At 67.7% G+C, this 16730-nt stretch carries 11 protein-coding genes; 10 read left to right on the plus strand and 1 reads right to left on the minus strand.

The genetic code is table 11. The features are described from left to right. Positions 1 to 129 precede the first annotated feature (129 nt). Positions 130 to 996 carry an LLM class F420-dependent oxidoreductase gene (locus Q2100_RS02750; RefSeq protein ID WP_302912777.1) on the plus strand — a complete coding sequence of 289 codons (867 nt, stop codon included), beginning with the start codon at positions 130 to 132 and terminating at the stop codon, positions 994 to 996. Positions 997 to 1002: 6 nt separating this feature from the next. Here the strand turns inward: Q2100_RS02750 and Q2100_RS02755 are convergent, their stop codons facing one another. Then, complete coding sequence (locus tag Q2100_RS02755; RefSeq protein ID WP_302912778.1) at positions 1003 to 2733, minus strand: L-aspartate oxidase; 1731 nt, start codon at positions 2731 to 2733, stop codon at positions 1003 to 1005. A 326-nt stretch (positions 2734 to 3059) separates the two neighbouring features. On the opposite strand from Q2100_RS02755, the gene rplJ reads away from it, so the two are divergent. The 9 genes from rplJ (at position 3060) to Q2100_RS02800 (ending at position 16728) form a co-directional block, all read left to right on the plus strand. Next, positions 3060 to 3590, plus strand: coding sequence for a 50S ribosomal protein L10 (gene rplJ / locus Q2100_RS02760; RefSeq protein ID WP_264011667.1), 531 nt, complete (start codon positions 3060 to 3062; stop codon positions 3588 to 3590). 44 nt (positions 3591 to 3634) lie between these two features. After that, on the plus strand, positions 3635 to 4021 hold the full coding sequence (rplL, locus tag Q2100_RS02765; RefSeq protein ID WP_264011666.1) for a 50S ribosomal protein L7/L12: 387 nt from the start codon (positions 3635 to 3637) through the stop codon (positions 4019 to 4021). Positions 4022 to 4249: 228 nt separating this feature from the next. Beyond that, positions 4250 to 5332: an ABC transporter ATP-binding protein gene (locus tag Q2100_RS02770; protein ID WP_264011665.1), complete on the plus strand. Its 1083-nt coding sequence runs from the start codon at positions 4250 to 4252 to the stop codon at positions 5330 to 5332. Between the two features lie 479 nt (positions 5333 to 5811). Then, positions 5812 to 9345 (plus strand): DNA-directed RNA polymerase subunit beta, encoded by a 3534-nt coding sequence (gene rpoB, locus Q2100_RS02775; protein WP_269893670.1) that lies wholly within the window; start codon positions 5812 to 5814, stop codon positions 9343 to 9345. A 44-nt stretch (positions 9346 to 9389) separates the two neighbouring features. After that, positions 9390 to 13340: a DNA-directed RNA polymerase subunit beta' gene (locus tag Q2100_RS02780; RefSeq protein ID WP_264011662.1), complete on the plus strand. Its 3951-nt coding sequence runs from the start codon at positions 9390 to 9392 to the stop codon at positions 13338 to 13340. Between the two features lie 108 nt (positions 13341 to 13448). Next, a complete protein-coding gene (locus Q2100_RS02785; RefSeq protein WP_302912779.1) occupies positions 13449 to 14198 on the plus strand; it encodes an alpha/beta fold hydrolase in 750 nt (249 codons plus the stop codon). 56 nt (positions 14199 to 14254) lie between these two features. After that, a complete protein-coding gene (locus tag Q2100_RS02790; protein ID WP_264011659.1) occupies positions 14255 to 15007 on the plus strand; it encodes a deoxyribonuclease IV in 753 nt (250 codons plus the stop codon). 96 nt (positions 15008 to 15103) lie between these two features. Continuing rightward, positions 15104 to 16192 (plus strand): phosphatase PAP2 family protein, encoded by a 1089-nt coding sequence (locus Q2100_RS02795; RefSeq protein WP_302912780.1) that lies wholly within the window; start codon positions 15104 to 15106, stop codon positions 16190 to 16192. A gap of 77 nt (positions 16193 to 16269) precedes the next feature. Then, on the plus strand, positions 16270 to 16728 hold the full coding sequence (locus tag Q2100_RS02800) for a peptidoglycan-binding domain-containing protein (RefSeq protein WP_302912781.1): 459 nt from the start codon (positions 16270 to 16272) through the stop codon (positions 16726 to 16728). Positions 16729 to 16730: the final 2 nt, after the last annotated feature.

Genomic DNA, 16730 nt, shown 5'->3' on the forward strand with positions numbered 1-16730 from the left:
CGGCGGCGACGCGGGGCTGGTCGGCGCGGCCGCCCTGCTGCGGGACGCTTGAGGTGCCTACCGCGGTGACCTCGCAGGGAATAGTGCCCGCACCGCGGGTGTCATAGAGGCGGCGGCGAAAGGGCTCACATGCGTGTCGGAGTGGTGTTCCCCCAGACGGAACTGGGCGGTGACGTCGGCGCGGTGCGCGCCTACGGTCAAGCGGTCGAGGAACTCGGCTACGCGCATCTGCTGGTGTACGACCACGTCGTCGGGGCCGATCCGGCGGTGCACACCGGGTGGAACGGCCCGTACGACATCGACACCACGTTCCACGAGCCGTTCGTGATGTTCGGATTCCTGGCCGGCGTCGCGCCCCGCCTGGAACTCGTCACCGGCGTCATCATCGTCCCGCAGCGGCAGACCGTGCTCGTCGCCAAGCAGGCGGCCGAGGTCGACCTGCTGACACAGGGAAAGTTCCGGCTCGGCGTCGGGATCGGCTGGAACGCCGTCGAATACGAGGCCCTCGGTGAGAACTTCGGCGACCGCGGCAGGCGTTCCGAGGAACAGATCGAGCTCATGCGGCGGCTGTGGACCGAGCGCAGCGTCACCTTCGACGGCCGCCACCACCGGGTGACCGGCGCCGGGCTGGCGCCGCTGCCGGTGCAGCAGCCGATCCCGGTGTGGATCGGGACGGCGTCCGAACGCGGCTACGAACGGGCCGGCCGGATCGCCGACGGGTGGTTCCCGATGAAGCGGCCGGGACCCGAACTCGACGAGGCGCGCGGCATCGTCGCCGACGCCGCCACCGCGGCAGGCCGCGACCCGTCGACGATCGGGATGGAGGGGCGGGTCAACTGGACCGGCGACGCCGACCGGGCCGGCGCGCAGCTGGCGGCCTGGGCCGATGCGGGGGCCAGCCACCTGTCGGTCAACACCATGGGCGCCGGCCTGCGCACCGTCGACGACCACCTGGCGGTGCTGACCGAGGTCGCGAAGATGCACTCCTCGGCTTGAGGCGCGCTACTCGACGAGCTTTCCGTCGGCGGACACCCGCTGCATGCGCTCGGCGATCTCCGGCGGGATCTCGCCGACGGGTTCGCGTTCGATGCGGCCGGGTGCCGACCACACCAGGTTGACGCGCAGGTTCTCGTCGAGCCGCGGGTGGTCCGAGCGGTTGTGGCAGCCGCGGGTCTCGCGCCGCTCCAGGGCCGCCTCGAGCGTCGCCTGCGCGGCGAGGATGCCCGCCTTGAGGTCGAAGGCGTGGGCGAGGTCGGCGAATCCGGCGATGTCGGGGTGTACCGCGATGTCGGCGGTGCGGTTCTCGATCTCGCCGATCGCGGCGAGCCCCGCCCGCAGGCCCTGGTCGTCGCGCACCACGCCTGCGTGCTCGGTCATCGTGTTGCGCACGGCGCGCTGCAGGAACCGGACGTTCTCCGGACCGTTGGCCGACAGCAGTGAGTCGATCTCGTCGCGGGCATCGGATATCGCTGTGCGGCAACGGGTCTGGGCGGTGAGACGGGTGGAGTGGGCCGCCGCGGCCGCGGCCGCGATCTTGCCGTACACCAGCAGCTCGATCAGCGAGTTCCCGCCGAGCCGGTTGGCGCCGTGCAGGCCGCTCGACGCCTCGCCGATCGCCCAGAGGCCCTCGACGTCGGTGCTGTGGTCGCCGGGGCGCACCCACACGCCGCCCATCGAGTAATGCGCGGTCGGGGCGACCTCGATCGGATCGGTGGTGATGTCGAGCAACTGGAGCTCCATCAGCGTCCGGTAGACCCGCGGCAGGCGGGTCATGATCTGCGTGCGGGGCAGGTGCGACACGTCGAGCCACACGCCTCCGCGCGGGGTGCCCCGGCCCTCCTTGATCTCGGTGTAGGCGCCCAGTGCCACCCGGTCGCGGGTCGACAGCTCCATCCGGTCGGGGTCGTAGCGCTCCATGAATCGTTCGCCCGCGCCGTTGCGCAGGACGCCGCCCTCGCCGCGGGCTGCCTCCGACACCAGCGTGCCCGCGGTGTCCTCGGGTTCGAGCAGGCCCGAGGGATGGAACTGGACCAGCTCGGGGTCGCGGATCCGGCCGCCCGCCTCGACCGCGAGGCGGAAGGAGTCGCCGAAGTTCTCGTCGCGGCGCGACGACGTCCGCCGCCAGATCCTGGTGTGCCCGCCGGACGCCAGGATCACCGCGTCGGCCAGGATCGTGTAGTGCGTGCCATCGGTCACGTCGAAGCCGTACGCGCCGAACACGGCGTTGTCGCGCACCAGGATCCGGGTGATGTAGACCGAGTCCATGATCGGGACGGCCATCGCCTCGGCCTGCTTCACCAGCGTGCGTTGCAGTTCCAGGCCGGTGTAGTCGCCCGAGAACGCGGTGCGGCGGAAGGTGTGGGCGCCGAAGAACCGTTGCGAGATCCGGCCGTCGTGCTCGCGCGCGAACGCCATGCCGTACCGCTCGAGGTCACCGATCGCGTCCGCTGCGCCCTCGGTCACCACCTGCACGGTGGCGGGGTCGGCCAACAGGTAGCTCTCGGTCAGGGTGTCCGCGGCGTGCTGCTGCCAGCTGTCCTCGGGGTCCATGGTGGCCAGCGCCGCGTTGATACCGCCGGCGGCGAGCGAGGTGTGCGCATCCAGCCTCGGGCGCTTGCCGACCAGGATCGCGTCGACCCCGCGCTCGGCGAGCTCGATCCCGGCCCGCAGGCCCGCGCCGCCGGTCCCGATGACCAGCACCGAGGTGGCCACCTGTTGTTCTGGACTCTTCATCTCCCGCTTCCGGTAGACCCGAGCGCGTGCGATCGGGTTCGTGCTCCGGGAACGGATGAGGTGGAGTGGATTCATCCCGCGCGCCGGCCGGTGAGACGGCGTTTTGGCTGATCCACGGGCGGCACGCTATTCTTGGCGGCGTTCCACCGAAGACCGTCGGTCACCGAGCAATCGGTTGAAGGTCCGGGCATGTCCCGGCGGCCCACGCAGGAGGACGAGGCATCAGTATTTCTGCGCCCCGACCTGTCTGCGTCGGGGCGTTCGTCGTTTCCTGACCTCCGACGGTATGCGGGTGAACACCCGACACCCACCACAAGGAGGCATGCATGGCCAAGGCTGAGAAGGCCACGGCGGTTGCCGACATCGCCGAGCAGTTCAAGGAGGCGACGGCCACCGTCGTCACCGAGTACCGCGGCCTCACGGTGGCCCACCTCGCCGAGCTGCGTCGCTCGCTCGGGGAGTCCGCCACCTACACCGTCGCGAAGAACACCCTGGTCAAGCGCGCCGCGAGCGAAGCCGGTGTCGCCGGCCTCGACGAGCTGTTCGCCGGCCCGACGGCGATCGCGTTCGTCAAGGGTGAACCGGTCGATGCCGCCAAGGCGATCAAGAACTTCGCCAAGGATCACAAGGCGTTGGTCATCAAGGGCGGCTACATGGAAGGCCGCGCGCTTTCCGTCGATGAGGTCAACCGCATCGCGGACCTCGAGTCGCGCGAGGTGCTGCTGGCCAAGCTGGCCGGCGCGATGAAGGGCAACCTCGCCAAGGCCGCCGGTCTGTTCAATGCGCCCGCATCGCAGGTCGCCCGGCTCGCCGCAGCACTGCAAGAGAAGAAGGCGGCCGAAGAGTCCGCCGCCTGACCACCAACCCCAACAGCCAGTAAAGAAATCAGGAAGGAACCACCATGGCCAAGCTCTCCACCGACGAGTTGCTCGACGCGTTCAAGGAAATGACGCTGCTGGAGCTCTCGGAGTTCGTCAAGCAGTTCGAGGAGACCTTCGAGGTCACCGCGGCCGCCCCGGTCGCCGTCGCCGCCGCCGGTGGCGCTGCCGCCCCGGCCGAGGCCGCCGAGGAGCAGTCGGAGTTCGACGTCATCCTCGAGGGCGCCGGCGAGAAGAAGATCGGCGTCATCAAGGTCGTCCGCGAGATCGTCTCCGGCCTGGGCCTCAAGGAGGCCAAGGATCTGGTCGACAGCGCTCCCAAGCCGCTGCTCGAGAAGGTCACCAAGGAGGCCGCCGAGGAAGCCAAGGGCAAGCTCGAGGCTGCCGGCGCTTCGGTCACCGTCAAGTAAGACCGTTTTCGTCTGTGGGGCCGGCCCGATTCTCGGGCCGGCCCCGCAGTCGTTTCCGCGGCCGGGCACCCGCCTGTGGCGAACTGGCGAAGAGCGCCGAAGGGGCGTTGTCGGCGCCGGTAACTGTGCGGATACAAACGCGGTAGGCTGCTCCGGCGTGCGCTACAGTGACTCAAGCCACAGGCGGGGAGCGCGTGGCGATGACTAGTTCTGGCGGAAGGATCGCAGGTGGGCATTGGCATTCAGGTTGAGGGACTGACGAAGTCCTTCGGGCCCCAGCGAATCTGGGAGGACGTCACCTTCGACCTCCCGCCCGGTGAGGTGAGCGTGCTGCTCGGCCCGTCGGGTACCGGTAAGTCGGTGTTCCTGAAGTCGCTGATCGGGCTGCTGCGCCCGGAGCGCGGCAAGATCATCGTCGACGGCACGAACATCATCGAGTGCACCTCCAAGGAGCTCTACGAGATCCGCACGCTGTTCGGCGTGATGTTCCAGGACGGCGCACTCTTCGGCTCGATGAGCCTCTACGACAACACCGCTTTCCCGCTTCGTGAGCACACGAAGAAGAAGGAGAGCGAGATCCGCAACATCGTCATGGAGAAGCTGGAGCTGGTCGGTCTGGCCGGCGACGAGACCAAGTTCCCCGGTGAGATCTCCGGTGGTATGCGCAAGCGCGCCGGGCTGGCCCGCTCGCTGGTGCTCGACCCGCAGATCATCCTGTGTGACGAGCCGGACTCCGGTCTGGACCCGGTGCGTACGGCCTACCTGAGCCAGTTGCTGATCGACATCAACGCCCAGATCGACTGCACGATCCTGATCGTGACGCACAACATCAACATCGCCCGCACGGTGCCCGACAACATCGGCATGCTGTTCCGCCGCAAGCTGGTCATGTTCGGCCCGCGTGAGGTGCTGCTGACCAGCGACGAGCCGGTGGTGCGTCAGTTCCTCAACGGTCGCCGCCTCGGCCCGATCGGCATGTCCGAGGAGAAGGACGAGTCGACGATGGCCGAGGAGCAGGCCATGGTCGACGCCGGTCACCACGACGGTGGCGTCGAGGAGATCGTCGGTGTGCCGCCGCAGGTGTCGGCCACCCCGGGTATGCCCGAGCGCAAGGCCGTCGGCCGGCGTCAGGCGCGGGTGCGCGAGATCATGGGGTCGCTGCCCGAGGCCGCGCAGGAGGCCATCCGCGAGGACCTCGAGGGCACGAATCAGGGCCGCAGCGAGTTCGGCGACGAACCGACGTCGCGTCACCACCGGAGCCACGAGGACGACGCCCCGACCGCCTCCATCCCGGTCGCCCGGGAGCGCTAGAACCTGTTTCACGCAGTCGCCGCGCGGTCCGTCGGACCGCGCGGCGATTGCATGTGCGGACCCCTCGCCACGCCGCTGCACCACCGCCGCCCGCCGGTCGGTGCTCACCACCGGATTCGACGCAGGAAACGGTGTGTGAACCCTTGACGGAACGGCCCCGACGGGCCAATGTGTTGGGCAGCATGTTGTACGGGTCGAGGACGCCAGCCAGCGCCCAGCCAGCCCCAGCATGCGACGGATATGGGCTTGTTGAGGAATGCGCCGTCCTGCGCTATTGTTGGACGTTGCGCTGGCTGCATCCTGCCCACCTCACCTGCACCTGACACCCGCCTGGCCTGAGCCCCGTTTCGCTCAGTGATCTAGTCGCGTGCCGTGCGTCGGAGAGTCCCCCTTCAGGGGCACGGACAGGCTGAAGTCAGCCGAACCGACGCAGATATCGCGGCCAAACGGAACCGGCACACCGGCTCTCGGGCAGTCGCATGAGGTGCTGGAAGGAATGCATCTTGGCAGTCTCTAGCCAGAGCAAGTCAGCAGAAGCTATCACCAATAACTCCGTTCCCGGAGCCCCAAACCGCATTTCCTTCGCCAAGCTCCGCGAGCCTCTCGAGGTTCCGGGGCTGCTCGACGTGCAGACGGACTCCTTCGAATGGCTCATCGGGTCCGACCGGTGGCGCGAGACCGCGAAAGCACGCGGCGACGTCAACCCCAGCGGCGGCCTTGAAGAGGTGCTGACCGAACTCTCACCGATCGAGGACTTCTCCGGCTCCATGTCGCTGTCGTTCTCCGACCCGCGTTTCGACGAGGTCAAGGCGCCGGTCGACGAGTGCAAAGACAAGGACATGACGTACGCGGCCCCGCTGTTCGTCACGGCCGAGTTCATCAACAACAACACCGGTGAGATCAAGAGCCAGACGGTGTTCATGGGTGACTTCCCGATGATGACGGAGAAGGGCACCTTCATCATCAACGGCACCGAGCGTGTCGTGGTCAGCCAGCTGGTCCGTTCGCCGGGCGTGTACTTCGACTCGACGATCGACAAGTCGACCGAGAAGACGCTGCACAGCGTCAAGGTGATCCCCGGCCGCGGCGCGTGGCTGGAGTTCGACGTCGACAAGCGCGACACCGTCGGCGTCCGCATCGACCGCAAGCGCCGTCAGCCCGTCACCGTGCTGCTAAAGGCGCTGGGCTGGACCAACGAGCAGATCACCGAGCGGTTCGGCTTCAGCGAGATCATGATGAGCACGCTGGAGAAGGACAACACCGCAGGCACCGACGAGGCGCTGCTCGACATCTACCGGAAGCTGCGCCCGGGCGAGCCGCCCACCAAGGAGTCCGCGCAGACCCTGCTGGAGAACCTGTTCTTCAAGGAGAAGCGCTACGACCTGGCCCGCGTCGGCCGCTACAAGGTCAACAAGAAGCTCGGCATCACGGCCAATCCGAGTGCGCCGTCCTCGACGACACTGACCGAGGAAGACGTCGTCGCCACCATCGAGTACCTGGTCCGGCTGCACGAGGGCCAGACCACGATGACGGTGCCCGGTGGCGTCGAGGTGCCCGTCGAGGTCGACGACATCGACCACTTCGGTAACCGCCGGCTGCGCACCGTGGGTGAGCTGATCCAGAACCAGATCCGGGTCGGCCTGTCCCGCATGGAGCGTGTCGTCCGCGAGCGGATGACCACGCAGGACGTCGAGGCGATCACGCCGCAGACCCTGATCAACATCCGCCCGGTCGTGGCGGCGATCAAGGAGTTCTTCGGCACGTCGCAGCTGTCGCAGTTCATGGACCAGAACAACCCGCTGTCGGGTCTGACCCACAAGCGTCGCCTGTCGGCGCTGGGCCCGGGTGGTCTGTCCCGTGAGCGCGCCGGCCTCGAGGTCCGCGACGTGCACTCCAGCCACTACGGCCGGATGTGCCCGATCGAGACGCCTGAAGGTCCGAACATCGGCCTGATCGGTTCGCTGTCGGTGTACGCGCGGGTCAACCCGTTCGGCTTCATCGAGACGCCGTACCGCAAGGTCTCCGACGGTGTGGTCACCGACCAGATCGACTACCTCACCGCCGACGAGGAGGACCGCCACGTCGTGGCGCAGGCCAACTCGCCGACCGACGACAGCGGCCGCTTCTCCGAGGAGCGCGTCCTGGTCCGCCGGAAGGGCGGCGAGGTCGAGTTCGTCTCGGCGACCGAGGTCGACTACATGGACGTCTCGCCGCGCCAGATGGTGTCGGTGGCCACGGCCATGATCCCGTTCCTCGAGCACGACGACGCCAACCGTGCCCTGATGGGTGCCAACATGCAGCGCCAGGCGGTTCCGCTGGTGCGCAGCGAGGCACCGCTGGTGGGTACCGGTATGGAGTTGCGTGCCGCCATCGATGCCGGCGACGTCGTCGTCAGCGAGAAGGCGGGCGTGGTCGAGGAGGTGTCGGCCGACTACATCACCGTGATGGCCGACGACGGCAGCCGCAAGACCTACCGGATGCGCAAGTTCGCGCGGTCCAACCACGGCACGTGCGCCAACCAGCGCCCGATCGTGGACGCCGGGCAGCGGGTCGAGTCCGGCCAGGTGGTCGCCGACGGTCCGTGCACCCAGAACGGTGAGATGGCGCTGGGCAAGAACCTGCTCGTCGCGATCATGCCGTGGGAGGGCCACAACTACGAGGACGCGATCATCCTCAGCAACCGTCTGGTCGAAGAGGACGTGCTCACCTCGATCCACATCGAAGAGCACGAGATCGATGCCCGCGACACCAAGCTGGGCGCCGAGGAGATCACCCGGGACATCCCGAACGTCTCCGACGAGGTGCTGGCCGATCTCGACGAGCGCGGCATCGTCCGCATCGGCGCCGAGGTCCGCGACGGCGACATCCTGGTCGGCAAGGTCACGCCCAAGGGTGAGACCGAGCTGACCCCGGAGGAGCGGCTGCTCCGCGCGATCTTCGGTGAGAAGGCGCGCGAGGTCCGCGACACGTCGCTCAAGGTGCCGCACGGTGAGTCCGGCAAGGTCATCGGTATCCGCGTGTTCTCGCGCGAGGACGATGACGAGCTGCCCGCCGGCGTCAACGAGCTGGTCCGCGTCTACGTGGCCCAGAAGCGCAAGATCTCCGACGGTGACAAGCTCGCCGGACGCCACGGCAACAAGGGCGTCATCGGCAAGATCCTGCCGATCGAGGACATGCCGTTCCTCCCGGACGGCACGCCGGTCGACATCATCCTGAACACGCACGGTGTGCCGCGACGGATGAACATCGGCCAGATCCTCGAGACGCACCTGGGTTGGGTCGCCAAGGCGGGCTGGAACATCCAGGTCGCCGACGGCTCCGGCGCCGCCGTGCCGGACTGGGCGGACAAGCTGCCCGAGGAGCTGCACTCGGCTCCCGCGGACAGCATCGTCGCCACTCCGGTGTTCGACGGTGCCCGCGAGAACGAGCTCGAGGGTCTGCTGGCCTCGACGCTGCCCAACCGGGACGGCGACGTGATGGTCGACGGACAGGGCAAGGCCGTGCTGTACGACGGCCGCAGCGGCGAGCCGTTCCCGTATCCGGTCACGGTCGGCTACATGTACATCCTGAAGCTGCACCACCTCGTGGACGACAAGATCCACGCCCGTTCCACCGGTCCGTACTCGATGATCACCCAGCAGCCGCTGGGCGGTAAGGCGCAGTTCGGTGGGCAGCGGTTCGGCGAGATGGAGTGCTGGGCCATGCAGGCCTACGGCGCGGCGTACACGCTGCAGGAGCTCTTGACCATCAAGTCCGACGACACCGTCGGCCGGGTCAAGGTCTACGAGGCGATCGTCAAGGGCGAGAACATCCCCGAGCCGGGCATTCCGGAGTCGTTCAAGGTGCTTCTCAAGGAACTGCAGTCGCTGTGCCTCAACGTCGAGGTGCTCTCCAGTGAGGGCACTGCGATCGAGATGCGCGACAGCGACGACGAGGATCTGGAACGCGCTGCGGCGAATCTGGGAATCAACCTGTCGCGCAACGAATCCGCATCCGTCGAGGATCTCGCTTAACAGCTGGTCATTTTTTCTAGTCCCGAAAGGGGAAAGGGAGTTACGTGCTAGACGTCAACTTCTTCGATGAGCTCCGCATCGGCCTTGCCACCGCCGACGACATCCGTCAGTGGTCCTACGGCGAGGTCAAGAAGCCGGAGACCATCAACTACCGCACGCTGAAGCCTGAGAAGGACGGCCTGTTCTGCGAGAAGATCTTCGGACCTACTCGCGACTGGGAGTGCTACTGCGGTAAGTACAAGCGCGTCCGCTTCAAGGGCATCATCTGTGAGCGGTGCGGTGTCGAGGTGACCCGTGCCAAGGTGCGCCGCGAGCGGATGGGTCACATCGAGCTGGCCGCACCGGTCACGCACATCTGGTACTTCAAGGGCGTTCCGTCGCGCTTGGGTTACCTGCTGGACCTGGCGCCGAAGGATCTCGAGAAGATCATCTACTTCGCCGCCTACGTCATCACCGCGGTGGACACCGAGATGCGCCACAACGAGCTCTCGACGCTCGAGGCCGAGATGGTCGTCGAAAAGAAGTCCGTCGAGGATCAGCGTGACGCCGACCTGGAGGCCCGGGCACAGAAGCTCGAGGCCGACCTGGCCGAGCTGGAGAAGGAAGGTGCCAAGTCCGACGTGCGCCGCAAGGTTCGCGACGGCGGCGAGCGCGAGATGCGTCAGCTGCGTGACCGGGCCCAGCGTGAGCTGGACCGGCTCGACGAGATCTGGACCACCTTCACCAAGCTGGCGCCCAAGCAGCTGATCGTCGACGAGAACCTCTACCGCGAGATCGTCGACCGCTACGGCGAGTACTTCCAGGGCGCCATGGGTGCGGAGTCGATCAAGAAGCTCATCGAGAACTTCGACATCGACGCCGAGGCCGACTCGCTGCGGGACACCATCAAGAACGGCAAGGGGCAGAAGAAGCTTCGCGCCCTGAAGCGGCTCAAGGTGGTCGCGGCGTTCCAGTCCAACCGGAACTCGCCGCTCGGCATGGTGCTCGACGCCGTCCCGGTGATCCCGCCGGAGCTGCGCCCGATGGTGCAGCTCGACGGTGGCCGCTTCGCCACCTCGGACCTCAACGACCTGTACCGCCGCGTGATCAACCGCAACAACCGGTTGAAGCGACTGATCGATCTGGGCGCGCCCGAGATCATCGTCAACAACGAGAAGCGGATGCTCCAGGAGTCGGTGGACGCGCTGTTCGACAACGGCCGGCGCGGCCGTCCGGTCACCGGACCGGGCAACCGTCCGCTCAAGTCGCTGTCCGATCTGCTCAAGGGCAAGCAGGGCCGGTTCCGCCAGAACCTGCTCGGCAAGCGCGTCGACTACTCGGGCCGTTCGGTCATCGTGGTCGGTCCGCAGCTCAAGCTGCACCAGTGCGGTCTGCCGAAGCTGATGGCGCTCGAGCTGTTCAAGCCGTTCGTGATGAAGCGTCTGGTCGACCTGAACCACGCGCAGAACATCAAGAGCGCCAAGCGCATGGTCGAGCGTCAGCGTCCCCAGGTGTGGGATGTCCTCGAAGAGGTCATCGGCGAGCACCCGGTGCTGCTGAACCGCGCACCGACTCTGCACCGCCTCGGTATCCAGGCCTTCGAGCCGCAGCTGGTGGAGGGCAAGGCCATCCAGCTGCACCCGCTGGTCTGTGAGGCGTTCAACGCCGACTTCGACGGTGACCAGATGGCCGTGCACCTTCCGCTGTCGGCGGAGGCGCAGGCCGAGGCCCGCATCCTGATGCTGTCCTCGAACAACATCTTGTCGCCCGCGTCGGGACGGCCGCTGGCCATGCCGCGTCTGGACATGGTGACCGGTCTGTACTTCCTGACCACGGAGATCCCCGGCGACACCGGCGAATACGTCGCGGCCGCCAAGGATCGGCCGGAGTTCGGTGTGTACAGCTCGCCGGCCGAGGCCATCATGGCCCTCGACCGTGGTGCGCTGAGCGTGCGGGCCAAGATCCGCGTCCGGCTGACGCAGCAGCGTCCGTCGGCCGAGGCCGAGGCCGAGCTGTTCGGCGACGCCGGGTGGAAGCCCGGTGACGCCTGGACGGCCGAGACCACGCTGGGCCGGGTGCTGTTCAACGAGCTGCTGCCGCTGGGCTATCCGTTCGTCAACGAGCAGATGCACAAGAAGGTCCAGGCCCGCATCGTCAACGATCTGGCCGAGCGCTATCCGATGATCGTGGTCGCGCAGACCGTCGACAAGCTCAAGGACGCCGGCTTCTACTGGGCCACCCGTTCGGGTGTCACCGTGTCGATGGCCGACGTGCTGGTTCCGCCGCAGAAGGCCGAGATCCTCGACCGGTATGAGCGGGAAGCCGACGGCATCGAGAAGAAGTACCAGCGTGGCGCGCTGAACCCCGAGGAACGCCGCGAGTCGCTGGTGCGCATCTGGCAGGAGGCCACCGACGAGGTGGGTAAGGCGCTGGAGGAGCACTATCCAGACGACAACCCCATCACGCTGCTGCCCAAGTCGGGTGCGACCGGCAACATGACGCAGGTGCGCAACCTGGCCGGCATGAAGGGTCTGGTGACCAACCCGAAGGGTGAGTTCATCCCGCGGCCGATCAAGTCCTCGTTCCGCGAGGGCCTGACGGTGCTGGAGTACTTCATCAACACCCACGGCGCCCGTAAGGGTCTGGCGGACACCGCTCTTCGTACCGCCGACTCGGGTTACCTGACCCGTCGTCTGGTGGACGTCAGCCAGGACGTCATCGTGCGTGAGGAGGACTGCGGCACGGAGCGTGGCATCAACGTCACGATCGCCGAGCGGCTGGCCGACGGATCGCTGGTGCGTGACGCGCACGTCGAGACCAGTGCGTTCGCACGGACCCTGGCCACCGACGCGGTCGACGAGAACGGCAACGTGGTCGTCGAGCGTGGGCACGATCTGGGCGATCCGGCGATCGACGCGCTGCTCGCGGCGGGCATCACCGACGTCAAGGTCCGCTCCGTGCTGACCTGTGGCACCGGCACCGGCGTGTGTGCGACCTGCTACGGCCGCTCCATGGCCACCGGCAAGCTGGTGGACATCGGCGAGGCCGTCGGCATCGTGGCCGCGCAGTCCATCGGTGAGCCCGGCACGCAGCTGACGATGCGCACGTTCCACCAGGGTGGTGTCGGTGGCGACATCACCGGTGGTCTGCCGCGTGTCCAGGAGCTGTTCGAGGCTCGCGTGCCGCGCAACAAGGCGCCGATCGCGGACGTCACCGGCCGGGTGCAGCTCGAGGAGACCGACAAGTTCTACAAGATCACGGTCGTGCCGGATGACGGCAGCGAGGAAGTGGTCTACGAGAAGTTGCCGCGTCGCCAGCGCCTGCGGGTGTTCAAGCACGAGGACGGCTCCGAGCGTCCGCTGTCCGACGGCGACCACGTCGAGGTCGGCCAGCAGCTGATGGAGGGTTCGGCCGATCCGCACGAGGTGCTTCGTGTCGAAGGCCCGCGTGCGGTGCAGGTCCACCTCGTCAACGAGGTGCAGGAGGTGTACCGCGCACAGGGTGTGTCGATCCACGACAAGCACATCGAGGTGATCGTTCGCCAGATGCTGCGTCGCGTGACCATCATCGACTCGGGAGCCACGGAGTTCCTGCCCGGTTCGCTCACCGAGCGTGCCGAGTTCGAGTCGGCGAACCGTCGCGTGGTGGCCGAGGGTGCTGAGCCCGCGGCCGGCCGTCCGGTGCTGATGGGTATCACGAAGGCATCGCTGGCCACGGATTCGTGGCTGTCGGCGGCGTCGTTCCAGGAGACCACCCGCGTGCTGACCGATGCGGCGATCAACTGCCGCAGCGACAAGCTGCAGGGTCTGAAGGAGAACGTGATCATCGGCAAGCTGATCCCGGCGGGTACCGGCATCAACCGGTACCGCAACATCCAGGTTCAGCCGACCGAGGAGGCGCGGGCTGCCGCGTACACGATCCCGTCCTACGAGGATCAGTACTACAGCCCGGACTTCGGCCAGGCGACCGGTGCCGCGGTGCCGCTGGACGATTACGGATACAGCGACTACCGGTAGGACTACCGGTAGTAGTTCCACAACGGAGAAGCCCCCGCTCATCAGCGGGGGCTTTTTCGTGTGCGTGTCCGGCCCCGGATCGGGTGCGACGCGGCGACACTCGACGCCATGCGGACGACGTCGCGCGGATTCGGGATCCACTACACCGTGACCGGCGACGGCCCACCGTTGATGCTCGTGGCGGGGACGATGATGGCGGCCCGGCACTGGGCGGACGCCGGCTACGTGGCCGCACTCGCCGGCGGCCGGCGGGTGATCAACGTCGACCCGCTCGGTCACGGCGGAAGCGACCGGCCGCACGATCCCGACGACTATCGAGCGGACGGCGTGACCGCCGACCTTGTCGCGGTGCTCGACGCCGAAGGCGTCGACCGGGCGACGTGCTGGGGGTACTCGAGGGGCGGGTGGCTGGCCTGCAGCATGGCGAGCCACCACCCCGCGCGGGTCGAGGGGCTGGTGGTCGGAGGCTTCGCCATGCACGCCTACCGCGACGAGGTCACCCGCACGCTGACGCCGCTGGCGGAGCATCTGCGCGCGGGTGACTGGGCGGCGGTGTGGCGGGCCTTCGGGGTGACCGACGCCGCGTTCATGGCGATGATGGAGGCCGACAACGACGCGCAGGCGGTGGCGGCGGCCGTCGCCGGATCGATGACCCCCACCCGCTACGTCGACCCCGCGTCGGTCACCTGTCCGGCGATCTACTACGTCGGCTCCCGGGACTGGATCGTGCCGCACGTGCGCGCCGACGTCGCCGCGGTGGGTGCGACGCTCGACGAGATCCCCGGGCAGACGCACCTCGGCGCGTTCTACGGCGCGGCGGAGCAGGTGCTGGCGAGGGTGACCGCACGGCTCGGCTAGCGCTCGCGGCTACTCGGCAACGGGGAGCGTCGGACCCCGCGCCTAGACTGGCCTCCGTGCTTATCGGTTCCCATGTCCACGGTGACGATCCGCTCGCAGACGCCCAGGCCGACGGCGCCGACGCGGTGCAGTTCTTCCTCGGCAACCCGCAGAGCTGGAAGAAACCGAAGCCGCGTGAGGACGCCGATGTGCTGAAGGCGTCGACCATCCCGCTGTACGTGCACGCGCCGTACCTGATCAACGTGGCATCGGCGAACAACCGTGTGCGGATCCCGTCGCGCAAGATCCTGCAGGACACCTGCGACGCGGCTGCGGAGATCAACGCGACCGCGGTGATCGTGCACGGCGGCCACGCCGACGACAACGACATGGAGGCCGGCTTCGAGCGCTGGGCCAAGGCGCTGGACTACCTCGAGACCGACGTCGCGGTGTACCTGGAGAACACCGCGGGCGGCGACCACGCGATGGCCCGCCACTTCGACACCATCGCCCGGCTGTGGGACCGGATCGGCGACAAGGGCATCGGCTTCTGCCTCGACACCTGCCACGCCTGGGCGGCGGGTGAGGCGCTGATCGACGCCGTCGACCGGATCAAGGCCATCACCGGCCACATCGACCTGGTGCACTGCAACGACTCGCGGGACGCCGCGGGCTCGGGCGCCGACCGGCACGCCAACTTCGGCACCGGCCAGATCGACCCGCAGCTGCTGGCCGCGGTCGTCAAGGCCGCCGACGCGCCCGTGATCTGCGAGACCGCCGACGAGGGCCGCAAGGACGACATCGCGTTCCTGCGCGAACACGTCGGCTGAATCACACTTCGATAAGCGAACCCGCCTCGAACGCCGGGTGGCGCGAAGGTTAACTAGGCTGTCGCCGGGAATCCGACCGGCGTCAGAAGGGCCTATGTGACCGCAACCGACCAGTCGTCGATTGCGCTGACGCACGTCGACGACGACGACACTCCCGATCTGCGCGCGCGGAGACTCCGGATCCTGCGCTGGGTGGCGGTCGTCGTCTGGGCGGCCGTCGTGGTGTACCGGACGGTGACCGACGGCTTCGCCTTCAACCGGGAACTGCTGCTGCTCTACATCGCCACCGGTCTGCTGGCGGCGAGCATCGGCCGGGGCAGGCGGATGCTCTACGTCCTGCGCGACTGGTTGCCGTTCGCGGTGGTGCTGCTGGCCTACGACCTGAGCAGGGGAGCGGCCACGCTGGTCGGCCGGCCCACCCTGTGGCACTGGCCGGCCGACGCGGACCGGTGGATGTTCTTCGGAACCATGCCGACCGTGTGGCTACAGGAACAGCTCAAGCAGCCGACGCCGCCGTGGTGGGAAGTGGTCCTCAGCTCGGTCTACATGTCGTTCTTCATCCTTCCCTACGTCGTGGCGGCGGTGCTGTGGCTGCGCAACCGGGACGAATGGAAGGCGTTCGTGCGGATGTTCGTCGGCCTGAACTTCGCCGCGCTGATCGTCTACGTACTCGTCCCCGCCGCGCCGCCATGGGCCGCGGCGCGCTGCACTGCCACCGACGTCTCCGGTGGGCCGTCCGATCCGAGGTGCATGTTCCGGTCGGCGCGCGGTGTGCCCGACGGCGGCGTGCTCGGAGCGATGCAGTCCAGCCAGGACGGCGCCCACCCCTGGGTGGAGCGAATCGTCGGGCGCGGCTGGGGCGCGCTGGACCTGCACTCGGCCACCGCCCTGCTCGACGCCGGCCAGGCCAGCGTGAACCTGGTGGCGGCCATCCCGTCGCTGCACGCCGGCATGACGGCCGCCATCGCGGCGTTCCTGTGGCACCGGGTGCACCGCGGCTGGCGGCCACTGCTGGTCGCCTACGTACTGATCATGGCATTCACACTCGTCTACACCGCTGAGCACTACGTCGTCGACATCCTGCTCGGCTGGGCGTTCGCCGCGCTGGTGATCTTCGCCCTCAACCGCTTCGACGCATGGCGGGCCGCACGCGAAATGAATTCGTCGTCACAGGCAAAGGGGTAGGCGACTACCCGCCTTCTCCGGTCGCGCCGAATTTACGCTCCCCCCATACAGTTCGACACCACACGGGGGAGCACATCATGACCATCACGGCGACGGTTCTGCGCATCGGCGACCGGGGCGAGGACGTCCGGCAGATGCAGGCTCGGTTCAATCGCGATTACCCGGCTTATTCGAGACTCGCCACCGACGGCGACTTCGGCCCGAAGACCGAGGCCGTGGTGCGCGAGTTCGAGCGCCGGTCCGGACTCGACGACGACGGGGTCGCCGGCCCCGAGGTGCTGGTCCGGCTGGGCCTCACATTGCACAACGGCGAGGACAAGACGTGCGGCGACGGGCTGTTCGTCAGCCCGAGCACCTCGTGTGAGTTCGCCGCGAATGTGCGGGCAGCGTGGTTCAGCGCGCCGTTCGTCGAAGGCGAGATCCAGGCCTTCAGCCCCGCGACGCATCAGACGTACACCATGGCGTGCGTGCAGAGCCGCGACGGCGTCATCACCTGCCGTGGCGGAAACAACGCCGTCGTCTCGTTCCTGCCGTGACC

The organism is Mycolicibacterium arseniciresistens, from assembly GCF_030519285.1.
GTDB lineage: Bacteria > Actinomycetota > Actinomycetes > Mycobacteriales > Mycobacteriaceae > Mycobacterium > Mycobacterium arseniciresistens.

What these genes read in the sequence shown, in the direction of transcription:
- rpoB (WP_269893670.1), top strand. Translation starts at nt 5,812, where the DNA reads ATGAGGTGCTGGAAGGAATGCATCTTGGCAGTCTCTAGCCAGAGCAAG.
- Q2100_RS02800 (WP_302912781.1), top strand. Translation starts at nt 16,270, where the DNA reads ATGACCATCACGGCGACGGTTCTGCGCATCGGCGACCGGGGCGAGGAC.
- Q2100_RS02785 (WP_302912779.1), top strand. Translation starts at nt 13,449, where the DNA reads ATGCGGACGACGTCGCGCGGATTCGGGATCCACTACACCGTGACCGGC.
- rplJ (WP_264011667.1), top strand. Translation starts at nt 3,060, where the DNA reads ATGGCCAAGGCTGAGAAGGCCACGGCGGTTGCCGACATCGCCGAGCAG.
- rplL (WP_264011666.1), top strand. Translation starts at nt 3,635, where the DNA reads ATGGCCAAGCTCTCCACCGACGAGTTGCTCGACGCGTTCAAGGAAATG.
- Q2100_RS02755 (WP_302912778.1), bottom strand. Translation starts at nt 2,733, where the DNA reads ATGAAGAGTCCAGAACAACAGGTGGCCACCTCGGTGCTGGTCATCGGG.
- Q2100_RS02750 (WP_302912777.1), top strand. Translation starts at nt 130, where the DNA reads ATGCGTGTCGGAGTGGTGTTCCCCCAGACGGAACTGGGCGGTGACGTC.